The sequence below is a fragment of the Nocardia anaemiae NBRC 100462 genome, from assembly GCF_001612725.1.
GTDB classification, from domain to species: domain Bacteria; phylum Actinomycetota; class Actinomycetes; order Mycobacteriales; family Mycobacteriaceae; genus Nocardia; species Nocardia anaemiae.
The window spans coordinates 34,343-54,152 of sequence record NZ_BDAZ01000047.1; the positions used below are offsets into that span (position 1 = coordinate 34,343).

The 19,810-nt window shown below is 66.6% G+C and carries 11 protein-coding genes; 6 read left to right on the forward strand and 5 right to left on the reverse strand.

What is annotated here, in order from left to right:
* Positions 1-39: 39 nt before the first annotated feature.
* Both NA5_RS25895 and NA5_RS25900 read left to right on the forward strand, forming a co-directional pair.
* Positions 40-4,029, forward strand: a complete 3,990-nt coding sequence (locus NA5_RS25895) for a type I polyketide synthase (RefSeq protein WP_062990521.1) — start codon at positions 40-42, stop codon at positions 4,027-4,029.
* Positions 4,026-12,830, forward strand: coding sequence for a type I polyketide synthase (locus NA5_RS25900; RefSeq protein WP_062990523.1), 8,805 nt, complete (start codon positions 4,026-4,028; stop codon positions 12,828-12,830). The genes NA5_RS25895 and NA5_RS25900 overlap by 4 nt, the downstream gene beginning before the upstream one ends.
* On the opposite strand, the gene NA5_RS25905 is transcribed toward NA5_RS25900, so the two are convergent.
* Complete coding sequence (locus tag NA5_RS25905; RefSeq protein WP_062990525.1) at positions 12,792-14,111, reverse strand: NAD(P)/FAD-dependent oxidoreductase; 1,320 nt, start codon at positions 14,109-14,111, stop codon at positions 12,792-12,794. The genes NA5_RS25900 and NA5_RS25905 overlap by 39 nt on opposite strands.
* 102 nt (positions 14,112-14,213) lie before the next feature.
* On the opposite strand from NA5_RS25905, the gene NA5_RS25910 reads away from it, so the two are divergent.
* A complete protein-coding gene (locus NA5_RS25910) occupies positions 14,214-14,489 on the forward strand; it encodes a MoaD/ThiS family protein (RefSeq protein WP_062990629.1) in 276 nt (91 codons plus the stop codon).
* A gap of 2 nt (positions 14,490-14,491) precedes the next feature.
* On the opposite strand, the gene NA5_RS25915 is transcribed toward NA5_RS25910, so the two are convergent.
* The 3 genes from NA5_RS25915 to NA5_RS43280 form a co-directional block, all read right to left on the reverse strand.
* Complete coding sequence (locus tag NA5_RS25915) at positions 14,492-14,956, reverse strand: hypothetical protein (RefSeq protein WP_062990527.1); 465 nt, start codon at positions 14,954-14,956, stop codon at positions 14,492-14,494.
* A gap of 118 nt (positions 14,957-15,074) precedes the next feature.
* Positions 15,075-16,160, reverse strand: coding sequence for a hypothetical protein (locus tag NA5_RS25920; protein ID WP_062990529.1), 1,086 nt, complete (start codon positions 16,158-16,160; stop codon positions 15,075-15,077).
* Positions 16,161-16,308: 148 nt separating this feature from the next.
* Positions 16,309-16,992, reverse strand: a complete 684-nt coding sequence (locus NA5_RS43280; protein WP_084484423.1) for a M23 family metallopeptidase — start codon at positions 16,990-16,992, stop codon at positions 16,309-16,311.
* A 183-nt stretch (positions 16,993-17,175) separates the two neighbouring features.
* Between NA5_RS43280 and NA5_RS25930 the strand changes: the two genes are divergently transcribed.
* The gene (locus tag NA5_RS25930) at positions 17,176-17,499 is read left to right on the forward strand and encodes an ArsR/SmtB family transcription factor (protein WP_062990633.1); all 324 of its coding nucleotides are present in this window, start codon (positions 17,176-17,178) and stop codon (positions 17,497-17,499) included.
* A gap of 4 nt (positions 17,500-17,503) precedes the next feature.
* On the opposite strand, the gene NA5_RS25935 is transcribed toward NA5_RS25930, so the two are convergent.
* Positions 17,504-18,490 carry a glycosyltransferase family 9 protein gene (locus NA5_RS25935; protein WP_062990531.1) on the reverse strand — a complete coding sequence of 329 codons (987 nt, stop codon included), beginning with the start codon at positions 18,488-18,490 and terminating at the stop codon, positions 17,504-17,506.
* A gap of 203 nt (positions 18,491-18,693) precedes the next feature.
* Between NA5_RS25935 and NA5_RS25940 the strand changes: the two genes are divergently transcribed.
* Positions 18,694-19,104: a VOC family protein gene (locus NA5_RS25940; protein ID WP_062990533.1), complete on the forward strand. Its 411-nt coding sequence runs from the start codon at positions 18,694-18,696 to the stop codon at positions 19,102-19,104.
* 67 nt (positions 19,105-19,171) lie between these two features.
* Positions 19,172-19,750 carry an HdeD family acid-resistance protein gene (locus NA5_RS25945; protein ID WP_062990535.1) on the forward strand — a complete coding sequence of 193 codons (579 nt, stop codon included), beginning with the start codon at positions 19,172-19,174 and terminating at the stop codon, positions 19,748-19,750.
* Positions 19,751-19,810: the final 60 nt, after the last annotated feature.

Below are 19,810 nucleotides of genomic sequence, written 5' to 3' on the forward strand. Positions count from 1 at the left end.
CTCGACCTCGGTTAGAGAGTGGAACGGAGGTCGAACTCGATGGTCGAGTCCCGCACCGGCATTGCCGTCGTCGGTATTGCCTGTCGGTTCCCCGGCGCATACGGCCCGGACGAGTTGTGGTCGGTATTGCGCGACGGCCGCGAGACGATCGGCGAGGTCCCCGCGGACCGGCCCGCCGGCCTGCCCCGCGGCGGCTTCGTCGACGGCGCGGACCAGTTCGATCACGCGTTCTTCGGCATCTCGCCGAAGGAAGCGGCCGCGATCGACCCGCAGCAGCGCCTGGCGCTCGAATTGGGTTGGGAGGCACTGGAAGACGCCCGGATCGCGCCGGACACCGCACCCGCACGCACCGCCGTCTTCATCGGCGTGATGGGCGGCGACTACGCCGACCTCGTCGCTCGGCGTGGACCCGAGGCCGTCACCCGGCATACGTTCGCCGGGCTGGGTCGTTCGATCATCGCGAACCGGATATCTCGGACCCTCGGTTTCAGCGCGCCCAGTCTCGCCGTCGACACCGGGCAGTCTTCGTCGCTCACCGCCGTGCATCTGGCCTGTGAAAGCCTGGGCAGCGGTGAATCGCAGCTCGCACTCGCGGGCGGCGTCAACCTCATACTCTCGCCGTTCGGCAACGCGATGGCGGCCGAATTCGGCGCACTGTCGCCCGATGGCCGCTGCTACGCCTTCGACGCCCGCGCCAACGGTCACGTGCGTGGCGAGGGCGGCGCGATCGTCGTCCTCGAGCGCCTGGCCGACGCACTCGCCAACGGCAGGCGGATCTACGCGGTCGTCGAGGGCAGTGCGATCAACACCGGCAGCGGAGAACACGGGCTGACCGCACCGAGCAGCGACGCCCAAGCCGATGTCATCCGCCGGGCGCTCACGCGGTCCGCACTCGATCCCGCCGACATCGACTACGTCGAACTGCACGGGACCGGCACACCCGTCGGCGATCCGATCGAGGCCGCGGCCCTCGGCGCCGCGTATGGCAAGCACCGCGCCGATGCCTTGCGGGTGGGGTCGGTCAAAACCAATATCGGCCATCTCGAGGGTGCCGCAGGGATCGCGGGCCTGGTGAAAGCCGCGCTGTGTCTCGATCGTGGCACGCTCGCACCGAGTCTCAACTACGCTACGCCGAACCCACGGATTCCATTGGCGGAGTGCGGCATCCGCGTTGTCGATGCGGCCGAACCGTGGCTGCGCGGCCCGCGCATGCGCCGCGCGGGTGTGTCGTCGTTCGGCATGGGTGGTTCGAATGTCCACCTGATCCTGGCAGAGGCACCACCCTCGGCAGTCCAGTCGAGCGGCGAAACCTCCGGTGGCACAATGCCGTTCCTGCTGTCCGCGGTCGGAACCGCAGGTTTGAGCGGACAAGCGCGCCGCCTACAGGCATGGCTGGAAGCGAACCCCGCGGTGGGTCTCGCCGATATCGGATACTCCCTGGTGACCACGCGGGCCGCGCTACCCGAGCGGGCTGCCGTACTCGGCGCGGATCGCGACGCCCTGCTGAGTGGACTGGATGCGGTGGCCGCCGGTTCGCCCGGTCCGATCTACGGACGGGTTGTGACGGGTCCGACCGTTTTCGTTTTCCCTGGCCAGGGTGGCCAATGGGTCGGGATGGGACTCGAATTATGGGATGCGGTCGGCGAATTCGGTGCCGCCATGAACGAATGCGCAGCAGCGCTGGCGGCCGTGGAAGGTGTGGACTGGTCGTTGCGCGCGGCACTCGGTGACGAGGCGCTGCTGGCCCGTGTCGACGTGGTGCAGCCCGCGCTGTGGGCGGTCATGGTGTCGCTGGCCGCCACCTGGGGTGCGTTCGGGGTCACGCCGGATATCGTGGTCGGGCATTCGCAGGGTGAGATCGCCGCGGCAACGGTTGCCGGTGGACTGACCGTCGCCGACGCGGCGCGCGTGATCGTGCTCCGCTCCCGAGCCATCGCGCGGCAGTTGGCGGGCCGGGGTGCGATGGCCGCGATCGCGCTGGGCGAGAATGAGATTCGGCGACGACTGCCGGATGGCGTCGTTGTCGCGGCGGTGAATGCGCCGGGATCGGTTGTCGTATCGGGTGAGCCGGAACGGGTCCGGACTCTCGTCGACGAGTGCGAGCGCGATGGCATCTGGGCCCGCCGCATCCCGGTGGACTACGCGTCACATTCACCACAGGTGGCGGGGCTGCGCGAGCGGATACACACCGACCTCGCGGACATCGCGCCGCAGTCCGGTCGGGTGGCGATGGTATCGACGATCACCGGCGCGCCGATCGACACCGCGATGCTGGACGGCGACTACTGGTACCGCGGCCTGCGCGAGCCTGTCCGCTTCGCGGAAGCCGTTGCCGCCGTGCTGAATTCGGGTGCCGGAACACTTGTCGAGGTGTCTCCGAATCCGGGACTCGTCATGGCTATGCGGCAGATCGCCGCGGATACGCCCGCGGCGATCCTCGACACGCTGCGACGCGGAGACGGCGGCACCGACCGGCTGACCGCCGCCCTCGCCGCCGCCCATACCAACGGGCTGCCGGTGGATTGGCAGACTTGGTGGGGTCCACATCGCGCGCACCGCACCGACCTCCCGACCTATGCATTCCAGCGCCACCGCCACTGGCTCGACACGACCGCTGACACGGTCTGCACCGACCCCGCAACTCCCGTGCCGGACACACCGATCCGGGAGCGCACCGAGCGCGATCCCGACGTCGGTGCCATTGTCGTCGAACAGACTGCCGCCGTCCTCGGCTACCCGTCGGGCGGCGAGGTCGATGACCGCCGCTCGTTCAAGGATCTCGGGCTCGACTCGGCGGGCGCGATCGAACTCCACAGCCGACTTGTCCGGGCAACTGGGGTCGCGCTCCCGGCCACCTTGGTCTACGACTACCCGACGCCAGCCGCGGTCATCGGATTCGTGCGGGACCGCATCACCGGCGTCGTGCCGCGCCCGCCCGACACACCGGCCGCCACCCGCTCCGATGAGCCCGTCGCGATCGTCGGTGTCGGCTGTCGATTCCCTGGCGGAGTTTCGTCGCGGGATGCGCTGTGGAACATGGTCGCCGGTGGCATCGACGCGGTGTCGGGATGGCCGACCGATCGGGGGTGGGATCTCGACCGATTATTGGACCCCGATATGGACAAGCCCGGCACGGTGTACTCCTCCGGTGGCGGATTCCTGGACGATGTCGCCGGATTCGATGCGGGTTTCTTCGGGATCGGTCCGGGTGAGGCGGCGGCGATGGATCCGCAGCAGCGGGTGTTGCTGGAAGTCGCCTGGGATGCGATGCAGGACGCCGGACTCGACCCGAATGCCTTGCGTGGCACCGAGGTCGGTGTGTTCGTCGGTGCTAGCGATTCGGACTATCAGGGGAACTCGGCGGCCACCGAAGGGCTCCGACTGACCGGCCGCCATCAGAGTGTGATCTCCGGTCGAGCCGCCTACGTCTTCGGGTTCGAAGGTCCCGCGGTGACGGTGGATACGGCGTGTTCGTCGTCACTGGTGGCATTGCATCTGGCGTGCGCCGCGGTTCGCGCGGGGGAATGCTCGGTCGCTTTGGCGGGCGGAGTGGCGGTTATGGCATCGCCGTTCCTGTTCGTCGAGTTCGCGCGGCAGCGCGGTCTGGCTCCGGACGGCCGGTGCAAATCGTTCAGTGCGGCTGCCGACGGTGTCGGTTGGTCGGAAGGTGCGAGTCTTCTTGTGTTGGAGCGTCTTTCGGATGCTCGCGCTAATGGTCATCGGGTTTTGGGTGTGGTTCGTGGGAGTGCGGTGAATCAGGATGGTGCGTCGAATGGTTTGACGGCGCCGAATGGTCCGTCGCAGGAGCGGGTGATTCGGTCGGCGTTGGCGAGTGCTGGTTTGTCGGCGTCGGATGTTGATGTGGTGGAAGGCCACGGTACTGGTACGACGCTGGGTGATCCGATCGAGGCGCAGGCGTTGTTGGCGACCTATGGTCAGGGTCGGAGTGAGCCGGTGTGGTTGGGGTCGATCAAGTCGAATATGGGGCACACTCAGGCGGCCGCTGGGGTCGCGGGGTGGTCAAGATGATCGAGGCCATGCGGCGTGGGGTGATGCCTGCGACGTTGCATGTGGATGCGCCGAGTTCGCGTGTGGATTGGTCGGTGGGGGATGTGCGGTTGTTGACCGAGGCAAGGTCGTGGGAGTCGGTGGGTCGGCCGCGCCGGGCTGCGGTGTCGTCGTTCGGGATCAGTGGGACCAACGCGCACCTGATCGTGGAGGAGGCGCCGCCTGCGCCTGACGTGGTGGGGAATCCGTCGTTGCCGGTGGTGCCGTGGGTGGTGTCGGGTAAATCCGAGGCGGCGGTGCGGACCTTGTCGGAGCGGGTCCGCACGGTGGAGGCGTCGGCGGTCGACATCGGGTTCGAGCTGGCGACTGCGCGGGCGCATTTGGATTGGCGCGCAGCGCTATTGAGTTCCGACTCCGTTGTCGATGGCATTGTCGCGCGGCAGGCGGTAGCGGGTAAGACGGTGTTCGTGTTCCCCGGCCAGGGTGCGCAGTACGCGGGGATGGGGCGTGAGCTGTTCGATCGGTTCGAGGTGTTCGCGGATGCTGTGCGTGAGATCTGTGATCCGGCATGGCTTTTCGCGCCCGACACTGATTTGGATCGCACGGACAACACGCAGTTGGGTGTGTTCGCGGTCGAGGTGGCGTTGGTGAGGTTGCTCGGATCGTGGGGTGTGGTGCCTGATGTGGTGATCGGGCATTCGGTTGGTGAGATCAGCGCCGCGCATGTGGCGGGGGTGTTGTCGCTGGATGATGCGGTGCGTTTGGTGGGTGCTCGTGGTCGTTTGATGGCGGGGCTCCCTGCGGGTGGGGCGATGCTGGCGGTCCAGATCGATGCGGTCGAGAAGATAGGCGCGATCGGCCAGGTCGGCGAAATCGCCGGGGTCGACCAGGTCGGCATGGTTGGTGACTTGCCGGATGGGGTTTCAGTGGCCGCGATCAATGCACCAAGGTCGGTGGTGGTGTCGGGCCCGGAGGTGGGCATCGCCGAACTCGAAAAACGCTGGGTTGATCGGCGCAGTCGGCGGCTGTCGGTCAGTCATGCGTTTCATTCGGTGTTGATGGAGCCGATGCTCGATGAATTCGCCTCGGTGTGTGCGGAACTGGCGTGGCATTCACCGCAGATTCCGATCGCGTCGAATGTGACCGGCGAGCTCGAGTCGGACCTGATGGCGGATCCGGCGTACTGGGTGCGGCAGGTGCGCGAACCCGTGCGGTTCGCCGACGGTGTCGCCGCGCTGCGTCAGGCGGGTGCAACTCGGTTCGTCGAGGTGGGTCCGGATGCGGTGCTGGCGGGGCTGATCGATGCGGAGGCGGTGGTCGCGACTCAGCGTCGCGGACGTGGCCAGGTCGAAACTCTCGTTCGTGCGGTCGCCGAAGCGCATTGCGTCGGTGTCGATGTCGACTGGTCGCGGTTCTTCGCCGGTCAGGGTGCGAAACGGACCGATCTGCCCGGCTATCCGTTCGAGCACCAACGCTACTGGCTGACCACACGCCCCGCCGACAGCGCGTTCGACCACCCGATCCTCACCGCCGCCGTTTCGCTCGCTCGAGCCGACGAATGGCTGTTCACCGGCCGATTCACACTGCCGACGCACCGATGGGTCGGCGACCACATCTCCGTGGGCAACCCGGTGCTGCCCGGGACGGCGACGGTCGAACTCCTCACCCGCGCCGCGACCGAGATCGGTTGCGGCGTAATCGAAGAGCTGACCCACGAGGCGCCCATCCTGCCGCCCGACACCGGCGCTGTCGAACTCCAACTGCTGGTCGACGCACCCGACGAGACCGGTCGGCGCTCGTTCACGGTCGCGTTCCGGCTCACCGACCACGATGAATGGATACGCTCGGCCAGCGGGACCTACTCCGGAGCCACCCCGGGGCCGGATACTGATCGCTCACTCCAACGCCTTATCGGCGAACCCCACTGGCCGCCCACCGACTCCGAGACCGTCGCGCCGGAATGGATCGTCCAACGGATCAGCGACGCCTCGGGCCTCGATTACGGACCGGCGTTCCTCGGCATAGAGACGGCCTGGCGCCGTGACGGCGAGATCTTCTCGGAAGTGGCGCTCGCCGACGAATTCCACGGCGACGCCAGCGGTTACGGTATCCATCCGGCCCTTTTCGACCTCGCGCTGCACGCGGGATTCGCACAGTACGCACTCGCCGAGGATCTGCCGCCGGGCAAGGGCCGACTGCTGTTCAGCTGGTCAGGCGTCCGGTGCTACGCCACCGGGGCGACCCGGCTGCGGGTCCGCTCGACGCCGACGGGCTCGGCAGGCTTCTCGATCGCCGCGGTGGATGATTCGGGTCGGCCGGTGCTGTCGATCGACGAAATCGTGTTCCGCACCTTCGATGTCGACTCCCGCGGGCGCACTCCGCTGTTCGAGTTGGGTTGGGTCGGTGTGGAATTGCCGAGTCGGTCCGGCTCGGCCGTGGTGCGGCGGTTGGATGGTAGTGCGGGTGTTGGTGCGGTGTTGGATGGGGTGCGGGAATTTGTTGCGGGGGAGTCGGATTCGCGTTCAGTGGTGTGGACACGAAACCGAATCGGGGGTGTGTGGGGTTTGGTGCGGTCGGTGCAGGCGGAGTTCCCGGGCCGGATCGTGTTGGTCGATACCGATGATCCCGAGAGTACGGATTGGGATGCGATTGTCGCGTCCGGGTATTCACAGGTGCAGTGGCGTAATGGTGGTGCGTCGGTGCCGCAGCTGGTACGGGTGCCGGTTCCCTCCCGAGAGATGCCGGATTGGGGTAGGGGCACGGTGTTGATCACCGGTGGTACCGGTGGTGTGGGTGCAGTGTTGGCACGGCATCTGGTACAGGCGCACGGGGTACGGCATTTGGTGCTGTTGAGTCGTCGTGGTGGTAGCGCTGATGTCGATGGGGCCGCTCGTGTGGTGGCCTGTGATGTGACCGATCGGGACGCGGTGGCGAGTGTTTTGGCAGGTGTCGAGCCGCCGGTGACTGCGGTGATCCACGCTGCCGGTGTGCTCGATGACGCGACTGTCACATCGTTGACGGCTGAGCAATTCAAGCGGGTGTGGGCGCCGAAGGTTGACGGTGCGAGGATTCTCGATGAGTTGACCCGTGAGTTGAACCTGTCGGCGTTCGTGCTGTTTTCCTCGATGGCCGCAACCCTCGGCACACCTGGACAAGCCAACTACGCGGCGGCGAATGCGGAGTTGGATGCGTTGGCGCGGGAGCGGCATGCGGCGGGTCTGCCCGCGGTGTCGGTGGCGTGGGGGCCGTGGGCTGATGCGGGTATGGCTGCTCGCCTGTCCCCGGCAGACATGGCCCGGTGGCAGCGTTTCGGTATCACCCCATTGGACACCGACGCGGCCCTCGCACTATTCGACGCCGCACTGACGACGCAAAGACCAGCGCTGATCGCCGCGCAGATCAACCCGCACCGTGCACAGCAGGAGGTGTTCAGCGGCTTGGTGCCGCGCAGCGAGCGCGGCTCCGGCTCGCGTGCACGGCTGGCCGGGCTCGACGAGGCCGAACGCGAAGCCGCGATGGTCGATCTCGTCTGTGCGCACGTCGGCGTGGTCACCAACAAACGCACCAGGATCGACCCCGCGAGCAGCTTCGCCGACCTCGGACTGGACTCCCTCGGCGCGGTCGAACTGCGCAACCGGCTCACCGAGGAGACCGGCGTGCGGCTGCCGTCGACCCTCGTCTTCGACTACCCGACGCCGACGGCCCTGGCCCGGTACCTACTCGGGAACGTGCGAAACATCGCGGCCCGCACCGCGCCCGTCGAACGAGTGGAACAGATCCGCGCCGACGAGCCGCTCGCGATTGTCGGCATCGGATGCCGCTTCCCGGGCGGCGTCGGATCGCGGAACGACTTGTGGGACATCGTATTCCGGGGCGTCGACGCGGTGTCGGGATTCCCGACCGATCGCGGCTGGGACCTCGAGCGGCTCTATGATCCGGACCCGGACGTGCCGGGCACCGTCTACATTCGGGAGAGCGCGTTCCTCGACGATGTCGCCGGATTCGATGCGGGTTTCTTCGGGATCGGTTCGGGTGAGGCGGCGGCGATGGATCCGCAGCAGCGGGTGCTGCTCGAGGTCGCCTGGGACGCGATGCAGGACGCCGGACTCGACCCGAAAGCTCTGCGCGGCACCGACGTCGGCGTTTTCGCCGGATCGAGTATCTCCGACTATCACGCGCGCGTATCCGGCGACCTCGAGGGCTTCCGGCTCACCGGTACCACCCAGAGCGTCCTGTCCGGACGGCTCGCCTACATCTTCGGGTTCGAGGGACCCGCGGTCACGGTGGATACGGCGTGCTCATCGTCGCTCGTGGCCCTGCACCTGGCCTGCCAAGCCCTGCGCGCGGGCGACTGCTCCATGGCGCTGGCGGGTGGCGTGTCGGTATGGGGATCGCCGTATCTTTTTGTGGACTTCGCGCGGCAGCGGGGATTGTCACCGGATGGTCGAAGCAAGTCCTACAGCGCGGCGGCCGATGGTGTCGGGTTCGCCGAGGGGGCGGGTTTGGTTGTGCTGGAGCGTCTTTCGGATGCTCGTTCGCGTGGTCATCGGATTCTCGGTGTGGTTCGTGGGAGTGCGGTGAATCAGGATGGTGCGTCGAATGGTTTGACGGCGCCGAATGGTCCATCGCAGGAGCGGGTGATTCGGGCCGCGCTGGCGAGCGCGGGTTTGTCGGCGTCGGACGTTGATGTGGTGGAGGGGCACGGCACCGGTACCCGGTTGGGCGATCCGATCGAGGCACAGGCATTGCTCGCCACCTACGGTCAGGGTCGGAGTGAGCCGGTGTGGCTGGGGTCGATCAAGTCGAATATCGGGCATACGGTCGGCGCCGCGGGTGTGGCCGGTGTGATCAAGATGGTGGAGTCGATGCGGCGTGGGGTGATGCCTTCGACGCTGCATGTGGACGCGCCGAGCCCACATGTGGATTGGGCTTCGGGCCGAGTCGAACTGTTGACGCGATCGCGCCCGTGGGAGCGGAGGGGGCGACGGCGCGCGGCGGTCTCATCGTTCGGGATCAGTGGGACGAATGCGCATCTGATCGTGGAGGAGGCGCCGGATTCACCTGATGCCGTGGGCAATCCATTGCCGGTGGTGCCGTGGGTGGTGTCGGGCAAATCCGAGGCGGCGGTGCGGACGTTGCTCGAGCGCGTACGCACAGCGGCGGAGTCGGCTGTCGATGTGGGCTTCGAGCTCGCGACCGCGCGGGCGCATTTGAATTGGCGCGCGACATTATTGGTGTCAGCCGCCGATACCGTCACTGACCTTGCCGTGCGGCGGGTGGTGGATGGGAAGACGGTTTTCGTATTCCCGGGGCAGGGTGCGCAGTACGCGGGGATGGGGCGTGAGCTGTTCGATGCGTTTCCGGTGTTCGCGGACGTGGTGCGTGAGATTTGTGATCCGGCCTGGCTTTTCGCATCCGGCACCGATTTGGATCGCACGGACAACACGCAGTTGGGTGTGTTCGCGGTCGAGGTTGCGCTGACGCGTCTGCTCGGGTCGTGGGGTGTGATACCGGATTTGGTGATCGGGCATTCGGTCGGTGAGATCACCGCCGCGCATGTGGCGGGGGTGTTGTCGCTGGATGATGCGGTGCGTTTGGTGGGTGCTCGTGGTCGTTTGATGGCGGGGCTCCCTGCGGGTGGGGCGATGCTGGCGGTCCAGATCGACGAGGTCGACGAGACCGGTGGGTTCGGTGATGCCGGTGACGCCGGGCGGCTGGGTCAGGTCGGGAGGGTCGGCGAGATCGGTGACCTTCCTGATCAGGTTTCGGTCGCGGCGATCAACGCTCCCGGGTCGGTCGTGGTATCAGGTCCGGAGGCGGGCATCGCCGAACTCGAAGCACGTTGGGCAGACCGCCGCACCCGCCGACTGACGGTCAGTCATGCGTTCCATTCGGTGTTGATGGAGCCGATGCTCGATGAATTCGCCACACTGTGTGCGGAACTCGCGTGGCAGCGGCCCCGTATCCCGATCGCGTCGAATGTGACCGGCGAGCTCGAGTCGGACCTGTTGGCGGATCCGGGGTATTGGGTGCGGCAGGTGCGTGAACCGGTCCGCTTCGCCGACGGTGTCGCCGCGCTGCGACAAGCGGGCGGTACTCGTTTTGTCGAGGTCGGTCCGGATGCGGTGCTGGCGGGGCTGATCGATGCCGAAGCTGTGGTCGCGACTCAGCGTCGCGGGCGTGGCCAGGTCGAAACTCTCGTCCGCGCGGTCGCCGAAGCGCATTGCGTCGGTGTCGATGTCGACTGGTCGCGGTTCTTCGCCGGTCAGGGCGCGCGGCGGGTCGATCTGCCCGGTTATCCGTTCGAGCACCAGCGCTACTGGCTCGACCCACAACCCGCCGCAGCCACCAATCCGCTCGACCACCCGATTCTCACCAGCACGCTGGCGGTGGCGGGAGCCGACGAGCATATATTCGGCGGTCGGATGTCCGTGCAAACCCATCCGTGGATTGCCGATCACCTGCTGCTGGATGTGGTCGTCGTGCCCGGAACAGCATTCGTGGAAATGGTTCTGCGCGCTGGTGAACAGCTCGATTGCGAATACCTCGACGAGCTCACCCTCGGCGTGCCGCTGACTTTCGAATCCGATGAGGCAGTGCAGATCCAGGTGACCGTGGGTGCCGCGGACGAATCCGGTGCACGCCCGGTCGCGGTGTACTCACGGCCCGACACCGACGATGCCGACTGGACTCGCCACGCCACGGGTTCGATCGCTCCTGCCCGCGATCGCGACCTCACCGCTTTCGACGCCCTCACCCCCTGGCCGCCGCATGGCGCGGAACCGATCGGCGTAGCCGACATCTACGGTCGGTTGGCCGAAGTCGGGTTCGACTACGGCCCCACCGTCCGCTGTGCGCAAGCGGCGTGGCTCCGGGACGGCGACCTTTACGTCGAGGTCGCCCTGGATCCGGAGGTCCACCGCGACGTCACCGCTTACGGACTGCATCCGGGCCTCTTCGACGCCGTGTTGCACGGCGGTGCGATGGTCTCGATCGACGGCACCGGCAGTGGCCGAATGTTGTTCAGCTGGAACGGCGTCCGCCGCTACCGGAGCGCAGTGACGGCGCTGCGGGTACGGGCCACCGTCGGCGGCGAGTCGGCGTGGACCATCACAGCGGTCGACGAGTTCGGTGCCCCGGTGCTGTCGATCGACAAACTCGTCTATCGCTCCGTCGATGCGTCACAGTTGACCGGCCGCCGCATCACCCGCAACGACGCGCTGTTCGAGTTGGATTGGGTCGGTGTGGAATTGCCGACCGGGGTGGTGTCGTCGCCGATGCGTCGGTTGGATGGCGGTACAGATGTTATTGCGGTGTTGGACGCGGTGCGGGAATTCGTTGCGGGGGAGTCGGATTCGCGTTTAGTGGTGTGGACACGAAACGGTGTCGGGGGTGTGTGGGGTTTGGTGCGGTCGGTGCAGGCGGAGTTCCCGGGCCGGATCGTGTTGGTCGATACCGATGATCCCGAGAGTACGGATTGGGATGCGATTGTCGCGTCCGGGTATTCGCAGGTGTTGTGGCGTGATGGTGCGGCATCGGTGCCGCGGTTGCAGCGTGTGCCCGCAGCGCCACGAGAGATGCCGGATTTGGGTGGGGGCACGGTGTTGATCACCGGTGGTACCGGTGGTGTGGGTGTGTTGGTGGCGCGGCATCTGGTCCGGGCGCATGGGGTACGGCATTTGGTGTTGTTGCGTCGTAGTGGTCATAGTGCTGTCGACATCGATGGGGCCGCTCGTGTGGTGGCGTGTGATGTGACCGATCGGGACGCGGTGGCGACTGTTTTGGCAGGTATCGAGCCGCCGGTGACGGCGGTGATCCACGCCGCTGGTGTGCTCGATGACGCGACGGTCACGTCGTTGACGACTGAACAGTTCGAGCGGGTGTGGGCACCGAAAGTTGATGGTGCCAGGATTCTCGATGAGCTGACCCGCAGATTGAACCTGTCGGCATTCGTGCTGTTTTCCTCCATCGCGGGAACGCTCGGCACACTTGGACAAGCCAACTACGCGGCGGCGAACGCGGAGCTGGATGCGTTGGCGCGAGCGCGACATGCGGCGGGACTGCCCGCAGTGTCGCTGGCGTGGGGACCATGGGCCGATGCGGGTATGGCTGCTCGCCTGTCCCCGGCAGATCTCGCCCGGTGGCAGCGCGTCGGTATCAATCCGCTCGACACCGATGCCGCCCTCGCGCTATTCGACACCGCACTGACCGCGCAGCGACCAGTACTGGTGCCAGCACGCATCAATCCGGCCGTCCTGCGGACCGGATCCGGCCACGACATGCTCCGAAACCTGACGCCGCAAGCACCGCAAGTCGGTTCGGGACTCGCAGCGCATGTGGCGGGCCTGGACGACGATGCGCGCGCGGCCGCCGTACTGGCAATGGTCGGTGAACATGTTGCGATCGTCGCCGATACCGACCGGGTGGACCCGGCGGCAACATTCATCGGACTCGGACTGGACTCGCTTGCCGCCGTCGAACTGCGCAACCGGCTCGCGCAGGCCACCGGGCTACGCCTGCCGTCAACACTCGTCTTCGACTATCCGACGCCGAAGGCTGTAGCGCAGTACATTTCGGCCAACCTGGTGCCCCCGTCGGCGCCGTCGCCGATGACCCAGATCAGCGGCGCGCTCCAGCAGATCGAAGCACTGCTCGGATCACTGTCGGACCAGACCGAACGAGAGTCGGTCCGCCGCACGCTGACTCGCCTCGAAAGCGGGATGCGCGCACGTCGGACGACCGACGAATCGCGGTCGGAACTGGACTCCGTCACCGACGACGAACTATTCGACCTGGTCGATGAAGAGTTCGGGACGCGATGACGCGGTGGGCTCGGGGATGCGCCAGCCATCGAGTCGGCCGCCCCCGGTCCGGCGCACCGCCGCGAGCACCCGCCGCGACAGCAATGTCTTGGCGGACGCGGTGCGCTGGATGACGGGCCAGAACCGCTCGGCCACATAGGGATCCGCGGCCGCGGTCGCCAGCAGCTTTCGCACCGGCGGTGGTGGCGCCGCCTGGCGGCTATTGCGGTTGAACACCAGTTGCTGCGGCCACAACTGCCGCCGGTGCCTGCGCTGGTACCGCCGCAATGCCGCATCCAGAAGGTCCGGATCACCGGTGGCCAATGCATCGGCGGTGGCGTCGGCCAACCACTCGGCGCTCTCGATCGCCCAACCGCAGCCGACCCCGCGCAGCGGGTCCGCGGCGAGTGCGGCATCACCGACCAGCGCCAAACCGGGGCGAACGATCCGCAGCCGTGTCACATTCGGCCGGTCCTTCGTTCCGATGATGTCGGAAACCCGTTCTGCCCGAGACAGATCCGGTGGATCGGGGAGTTCGGCGAAGCGGCGTCGAAAGTAGTCCTCCCTGCCCTCGAGCAGGTCGGGCACGCGCTGCTTGTCCACCAGCATCGACACCAGCGTGAGCCCGTCATCGGAGTTGATCAGGCCGAGCGCGTCCGGGGGCATCAACCAGACCCGGAAGTTGCCCTCCGGGATCGGCACGTTCCGGAAGTACGCGAAGTAGCTCGCCCGCCGGTTCGGTGACAAGCGCGCGGGCAATGCCCCGGCCTCGGCGATTCGGGAATTCACGCCGTCGGCACCGATGACCAGGCGTCCGCGCACCGTCCGCTCAGCACCATCGATGTGTGCCACCACGCCGTCGATTCGGCCGCCTGTCCGGTGTAGTTCCCGCACCTTGGCGCCGAGCACGAGATCCACACCCGGTGCCGCGGCAGCCATTTCACGGATGAGCGGATCGAGCACCGATCGACGAAGGATGTAACCGTGCCGATCGAGATCGGCGACACTGTGCTCGTGCGCCCAGCCGACCGGCGTCCAGAACGATGTGTGCATCCGAACGCCGCCCGCCGCCTCGATGGGACCATCGAGGCCAAGGCGCTGAACCGCGGGCAACGAGGTCGGCTGGATGAGGTGCGTGCACAATCGCTTATAGAAGGCGGGGTCACGATGCGCCTCGAGTACGGCGACGCGAAAGCCCCTGCGTCCGAAGTTGATTGCGGCCGCGCATCCGGCGAGGCTGCCGCCGACGACCACAACATCGTACTCGTCGATCACGAGCGGCTCCTCTCCGGTCGACGCCATTTGCTCGACTCTATGTCGACCGTGCAGTCCGTGCCGAATTATTGCGGGCCCGCGTACTATCCGAGGCGAATCTGCGAAATGGTGCAGGAAGGATACGTTCCGATGACGGTTACGGTCAGTATTCCAGCGGTGCTGCGTCGGCACACCGGCGGCGAGAAACGAGTCGAGGCGTCGGGGGAAACGGTCGGCGCGATCATCGCCGACCTGGAATCCAGGTACGACAGCCTGCAGGGCCGCATCGTCACCGACGGCAAGTTGCACCGGTTCGTGAACGTCTACGTCGACGACAACGATGTGCGGACCGAGCAGGGACTGGAAACTGTGGTGCGGGAAGGCTCGTCGGTGACCATTCTGTCCGCGATGGCGGGCGGCGCCTGACCCTACGCGGTCGCCGCGATCACGTCGATGGCCAGTATCAGGCCCAGTGCCACCGTCATCACCAGCGACGTGATCAGAAATGTCCGCCGCACGCCCGGCATCTCTTCCGGGAGTGCGAAGATCCGCTTCGGCCACACCCACCATGACTGGTACGCGAACCCACCGCACGCAATAACGAACAGCACCAGCTTGATACACATCAAGACAATCCACTCGGTGCTCGGTCCGGGGGTGTCGGTGGCGCGGCTGATGGCGAGGCCGGTTCCGGAGATCGCGATCAGGACGGCCAGCCGTAGAATCCTGCGCCGCGAGCCGCTGGCCATCAGCTGACCGACATCCTCGAACTCATCCGGATCGGCGGCACGCAGCTGGAACTGCTGCACCACGACAATCGAATAGACCATGGCGCCGAACCATGCGGCCAGTACGACGGTCTGGATGACGGCGAAGGTATTCGTCAGGGCCATTGAACAACCTTTCTCGGCTCTTCCGAACGAGTGTTGCGGGGTCTGGTCACGCTCAGCGCGCTCGACCACCGTACTGGAGATTTCGCTCCATCTCTTCGCAGGGAAGCGAACGCCGCTGCTACCCGTGGGTGCGCGTCCCGGCAGCGAACAGTCGCACGGCGCCCGGGGCGTTGCGGCGGTGATCCGCCGCGGCGCGGGCCCGCCAGTAGACGCCGAGGGTCAGCAGTGCAACCATCCAGATCAATACACCGACAGCGAACAGCGTCGCACCGTCCGGATGTACCAGCGACTGGGCCCGCATGGCCTGCCAGAATACGATCGCGAGCAGCCCGGCATAGCCCGATGCGAGCACACCGACCAGCGCGGCCCGGGTGCGTTCGGCCCGCAGCCACGGGTGGCGCGGCGCCAGCCAGGCCAGCGCGACAACGGCGAGCAGCAACACCTGAATGGCATGCAGTCCAAGGAAATGCGGGATCCGCAGATCGCCGCCGATGGTGCTCCAGTGCGTGATCGGCATACCGCCGACGCCGTCACGTGCGACCAGCGACGGGTTGTCCAGCACGGTATGTCCGGCCACCAGCTCGACCACATTGCCGTCGGCGTCGCGTACCAACTGTTTCCCGGTGAACCCCATCAGGTACCCGAGCGCCATCCCGACGACGGCGAGGCCGAGTCCGGCGTGAATGGCGCGCGCGGTCGGCCGGTCCACCAAGCGCTGCCACGAAAGGATCAGCACGATAACCAGATTCGCGAAGAACAAGCCGGGCACACCGGACGCGAACACCATCTGACCGATCGAATTCACCGCGTCGGTCTCGCTGTTGAAATGGCTGTAGGTGCCGCGTGCGGCCTGCACCACGATGAACCCGACGTCCACGAATCCGGTGATCGCGAACACCGTACCCAGCAACCAGGTGACCCGGCTTCCCTTGTGCGGCAACGACAGCAGCCATGCCAGGGTGATCCCGTAGAGCACGAACGCGAGCCCGAACTTGAACGGCTTGAGCCATACGGATTCGTCGAGCAGCATCCGGTCGTCGAATACCATGCCACCGGCCGAGAACAGGACCAGCGCGGCCATCGCGGCGACCATCCACAGCAGCGGACGATGCAGGCGTCCACCGCGCGGCAGGTCCGGGACGACGGCGGGACGACGGTGGCGCGCGGAACCGCCAGGGGCGGTATGGGTATCGATCGTCGGCATGATCCGACGGTAGGAACCGACGACGCACGGCCACGTCCCGCCGCAGCGCCATTCGCGGCTGATACCGAGGTACTAGAACGACCGGATGCACTCGCTATCCCCTCATCGAATCGCGAATGCGCCGGTGGCCGAATCGGATACCGAGCGCCTACTCCGGGGCGAAGCCGACGGCGATCCCCCGCGCGCCGAGCCATGGCATCGGATCGATCGGAGTGCCGTCGCCCGAGTGGACTTCGTAGTGCAGGTGCGGGCCGGTGGAGAAGCCGCGGTTGCCGACGGTGGCGATGACCTCGCCCGCGCGCACCTGCTGACCCACGGTGGCGAGAATGTCGTTCACATGGCCGTAGACGCCGATGGTGCCGTCGTCCTGCTGCACCCGCACCCACATGCCGAAGCCGGAGGCCGGACCCGCCTCGATGACGGTGCCGTCGGTGACCGCGGCGATCGGGGTCCCGATGGGGTCGGCGAAATCGAGGCCCGCGTGCAACGCGCCCCAGCGCATGCCGAAGTTCGAGGTCAGCACGCCTGCGATGGGACGAACGGTGCGCGGCCGCGCCGCTTCGGCGGCCATCCGGTTCTGGTCCCAGCTGACGGCCTCGGGAACGGTCTGCGGCATCTGGGCCTCGGGCGGGGTGAATGCGGTGAAGGCGACGTCGTCACCGCCCTGGTCGGTCCTTCCGGTGATTCCGGGCAATGCGTCGGGGTCCGCGGCGGCCAGTACGCCGATCGCGGCGCTGACGACCGCGGCAGTGGCAACCACCCGGGCTGCGGCGCGGTTGCGGCGGGAACCGGTCGCGCCGAGACGATTAGGTAACGGTACGGTCACGGGCATGGCTAGAACGTACGGTACCGCCATGTACGCGCCCCAATCCTGTGGCAACCGTCATAGATCGACGAAAGCCCAGTTGACTGATTACAACTGAATAACGACACGGCGTGGTTGCCGTGGAGACCTGGTGAAATGTCGTATCAGCCCGAATTGACCCGCGGGACGTCGGTCGCCCACACTGTTTCAGTGGCGACTAATGGAGTCCGGGCCATCGAAGCGCTCGCCGATCCGACCCGCCGGGCCATTTTCGAGGCATTGCCGACCGCGCCGATGTCGGTCGGCGATCTCGCGAAGCTCGTCGGCGTAACCAGCTCGGCGGCCTCCCAGCATCTGCGTGTACTGCGCGAGGCCCGGCTGGTGATGATGCGCCCGGACGGCAATCGGCGCCTGTACTTCTTGGATCCGCGCGGACTCGGCGACGCGCGCGACTATCTGGAGCAGTTCTGGCCCAGCGCGCTAGCGGCCTATGCCGCCGCCTTGAGCAGTGCCCGCGCCGAGGGCAACTCCTGAGTGCTCAGCCCACGCGGCGATACGCCGTTCGCCCGCGATTGTTTCCGTTACCCGGCCATGCTCGCTTGGCGAGCTGCTTGTCGACCGCGCTGATCACCTCGGTGACGCCGATCCGCAGCAAGCCGGGATCGGGCGTATCGGCCATCGGATCGCCGAGCTGACCGGCCCACAGCACCGCATGCCTGCCGAGCAGGTGCGGTGGCGGGCCACCCCAGCGCGGCGGTGTCGGACCGAACAGCAATACGGTGCGGGTCCCGAAGGCGGTGGCCAGGTGCGCGACGCCGGTATCACCGCAGATGACGAGCGCGGCCTCGGCGACAGTGGCGGCGAGTTCGATGAGGTTCTGTTCACCCGCGAGCACCCGGCCCACGGGTAGGCCCGCGCGCGCGGCGATATTCAGCGCGGTATCGCGCTCGGACGGGTCACCGGTGAGGACCACTTCGCGGCCGAGCACAAGCAGATGCCGCACGACCGCGGCGAACCGGTCCGGCGGCCAGCGGCGAGCCGGTGCGCCCGCGCCGACGTGCACGGCAACGCAATCGCGGCGACTTGTGGTCGCGACCGGGGGGACGAGTCCGAGATTGCGGCGATCGGCGACGATGCCGTCGGATTCGAGCAGATGACACCAGCGCTCGACGTGATGCATATCCGTCTGCCATTCCGGGCCATCGAGTTCCGGAAAGGCCGGATTGCGGTAGGAGAGGATGCGTCCGGGGTCGGTCTTGGTGAGCGCGACGATGCTCTCCGCGCTCGGTCCGTGCAGGTTCACCGCCAGCGTGGGTTCGGGGGCATCCCAGCGCAGGTCACCGAGGTCGGCGGTCGGGATCATGGAGTCGACGGAGGCGATGAGGTCGACGATCGGCTTCAAGCGGTGCGGAGCGGCGAGGATTATCTGATCGTGGGGTTTCGCCCGTCGCAGCGCGCGCAACGCGGGAACCGCGGTGAGTAGATCACCGAGGCCACGTGCCTGCAGCACGAGAACAACCGCCACCCTCTTCTCCTAGCCACCCGAGACTCGCGAACCCGACCCAACCCGCTTCACCCCATGGGGGCACACGATGAGAGCCACTTAGGGATGACTACCCGAGCCCTCTCGGCGATAAACGTGAGCGAGTACCCCGTTATCGAGCCCACTGTCCGAGTCGGAGGACTAGCCTCGGCGATGGCGGCCAACTACCACCAAGGAGCGTTCCTATGACCTCCCGACTCAACCCGTACATCAGTTTTTCCGACTCGGCGCGCACCGCGTTGGAGTTCTATCGCGATGTGTTCGACGGCACGCTGACCATGCAGACTTTCGGGGATATGGGGGATAAGGACGCGCCCGGCGCGCATCTGATCATGCACGGCATGCTGGAGACGCCGAGCGGATTCACGCTGATGGCATCGGATACCCCGCCGGGTATGGAATACAAACCTGGAAGCAGCATTTCGATCAGTCTGTCCGGTGACGACGGCGACGAACTGCGCGGCTACTGGGACAAGCTGTGCGCCGGTGGCACGGTCACCGTGCCGTTGGAGAAGCAGATGTGGGGCGACGAATTCGGCATGTGCCTGGACCGCTTCGGCATCGCGTGGATGGTCAATATCGCGACACCCGCCTAGCGGCCGTCCGGTGCGTTCGTTCAGCAAATATCCAGAAAACGGCTGCCGTGCGACCTAACATCACGTCATGACGACAAACAGCGTGCTAGAGGGTCCTCTGCAGTCGCTTGCGCGTAGTGCGTGGCAAACGGTTCTGGTCACCGGCATCCTGTCGGTGATCCTCGGTGTGATGATCCTGGTCTGGCCCGATGTGACCCTGGTGGCCGCGGGCATCATCTTCGGCATCTATCTGGTGGTGAGCGGCTTCCTGCAGTTGGTGGCCGCATTCGGCACGCACACCAGCACCGGAATCCGGGTGCTCGCCTTCATCAGTGGTGTGTTGTCGATCATCATCGGTGTCTTCTGCTTCCGTGACGAGTTGGCCTCGATTCTGTTGCTAGGCCTGTGGATCGGTATCGGCTGGCTGTTCCGTGGTGTCGCCCTGCTGATGGCGGCGATCTCCGAGCCCTCGCTACCGGGCCGCGGCTGGGAGGGTTTCTTCGGAATCATCACCGCGATCGGCGGTGTGGTGCTGATCGTGTGGCCGGTCGCGTCGGTGGCGACGTTGGCGTTGGTCGCCGGGTGGTGGCTGATCATCCTGGGCATCATGGAGATCGTCACCTCGTTCGGCGTCCGCAAGGATGCGAAGAAGTTCGCTCAGATCTGAGATCTTCGAGGCCGAAGAGAGATGAGCTCAGCCAGGAACTTCGTGGGAGACAGGCCGCGC

Bases quoted from the DNA above. Each gene is read 5' to 3' on its own strand.
- NA5_RS25895 (WP_062990521.1), top strand. From the start codon at position 40: ATGGTCGAGTCCCGCACCGGCATTGCCGTCGTCGGTATTGCCTGTCGG.
- NA5_RS25900 (WP_062990523.1), top strand. From the start codon at position 4,026: ATGATCGAGGCCATGCGGCGTGGGGTGATGCCTGCGACGTTGCATGTG.
- NA5_RS25905 (WP_062990525.1), bottom strand. From the start codon at position 14,111: ATGGCGTCGACCGGAGAGGAGCCGCTCGTGATCGACGAGTACGATGTT.
- NA5_RS25910 (WP_062990629.1), top strand. From the start codon at position 14,214: ATGACGGTTACGGTCAGTATTCCAGCGGTGCTGCGTCGGCACACCGGC.
- NA5_RS25915 (WP_062990527.1), bottom strand. From the start codon at position 14,956: ATGGCCCTGACGAATACCTTCGCCGTCATCCAGACCGTCGTACTGGCC.
- NA5_RS25920 (WP_062990529.1), bottom strand. From the start codon at position 16,160: ATGCCGACGATCGATACCCATACCGCCCCTGGCGGTTCCGCGCGCCAC.
- NA5_RS43280 (WP_084484423.1), bottom strand. From the start codon at position 16,992: ATGCCCGTGACCGTACCGTTACCTAATCGTCTCGGCGCGACCGGTTCC.
- NA5_RS25940 (WP_062990533.1), top strand. From the start codon at position 18,694: ATGACCTCCCGACTCAACCCGTACATCAGTTTTTCCGACTCGGCGCGC.
- NA5_RS25945 (WP_062990535.1), top strand. From the start codon at position 19,172: ATGACGACAAACAGCGTGCTAGAGGGTCCTCTGCAGTCGCTTGCGCGT.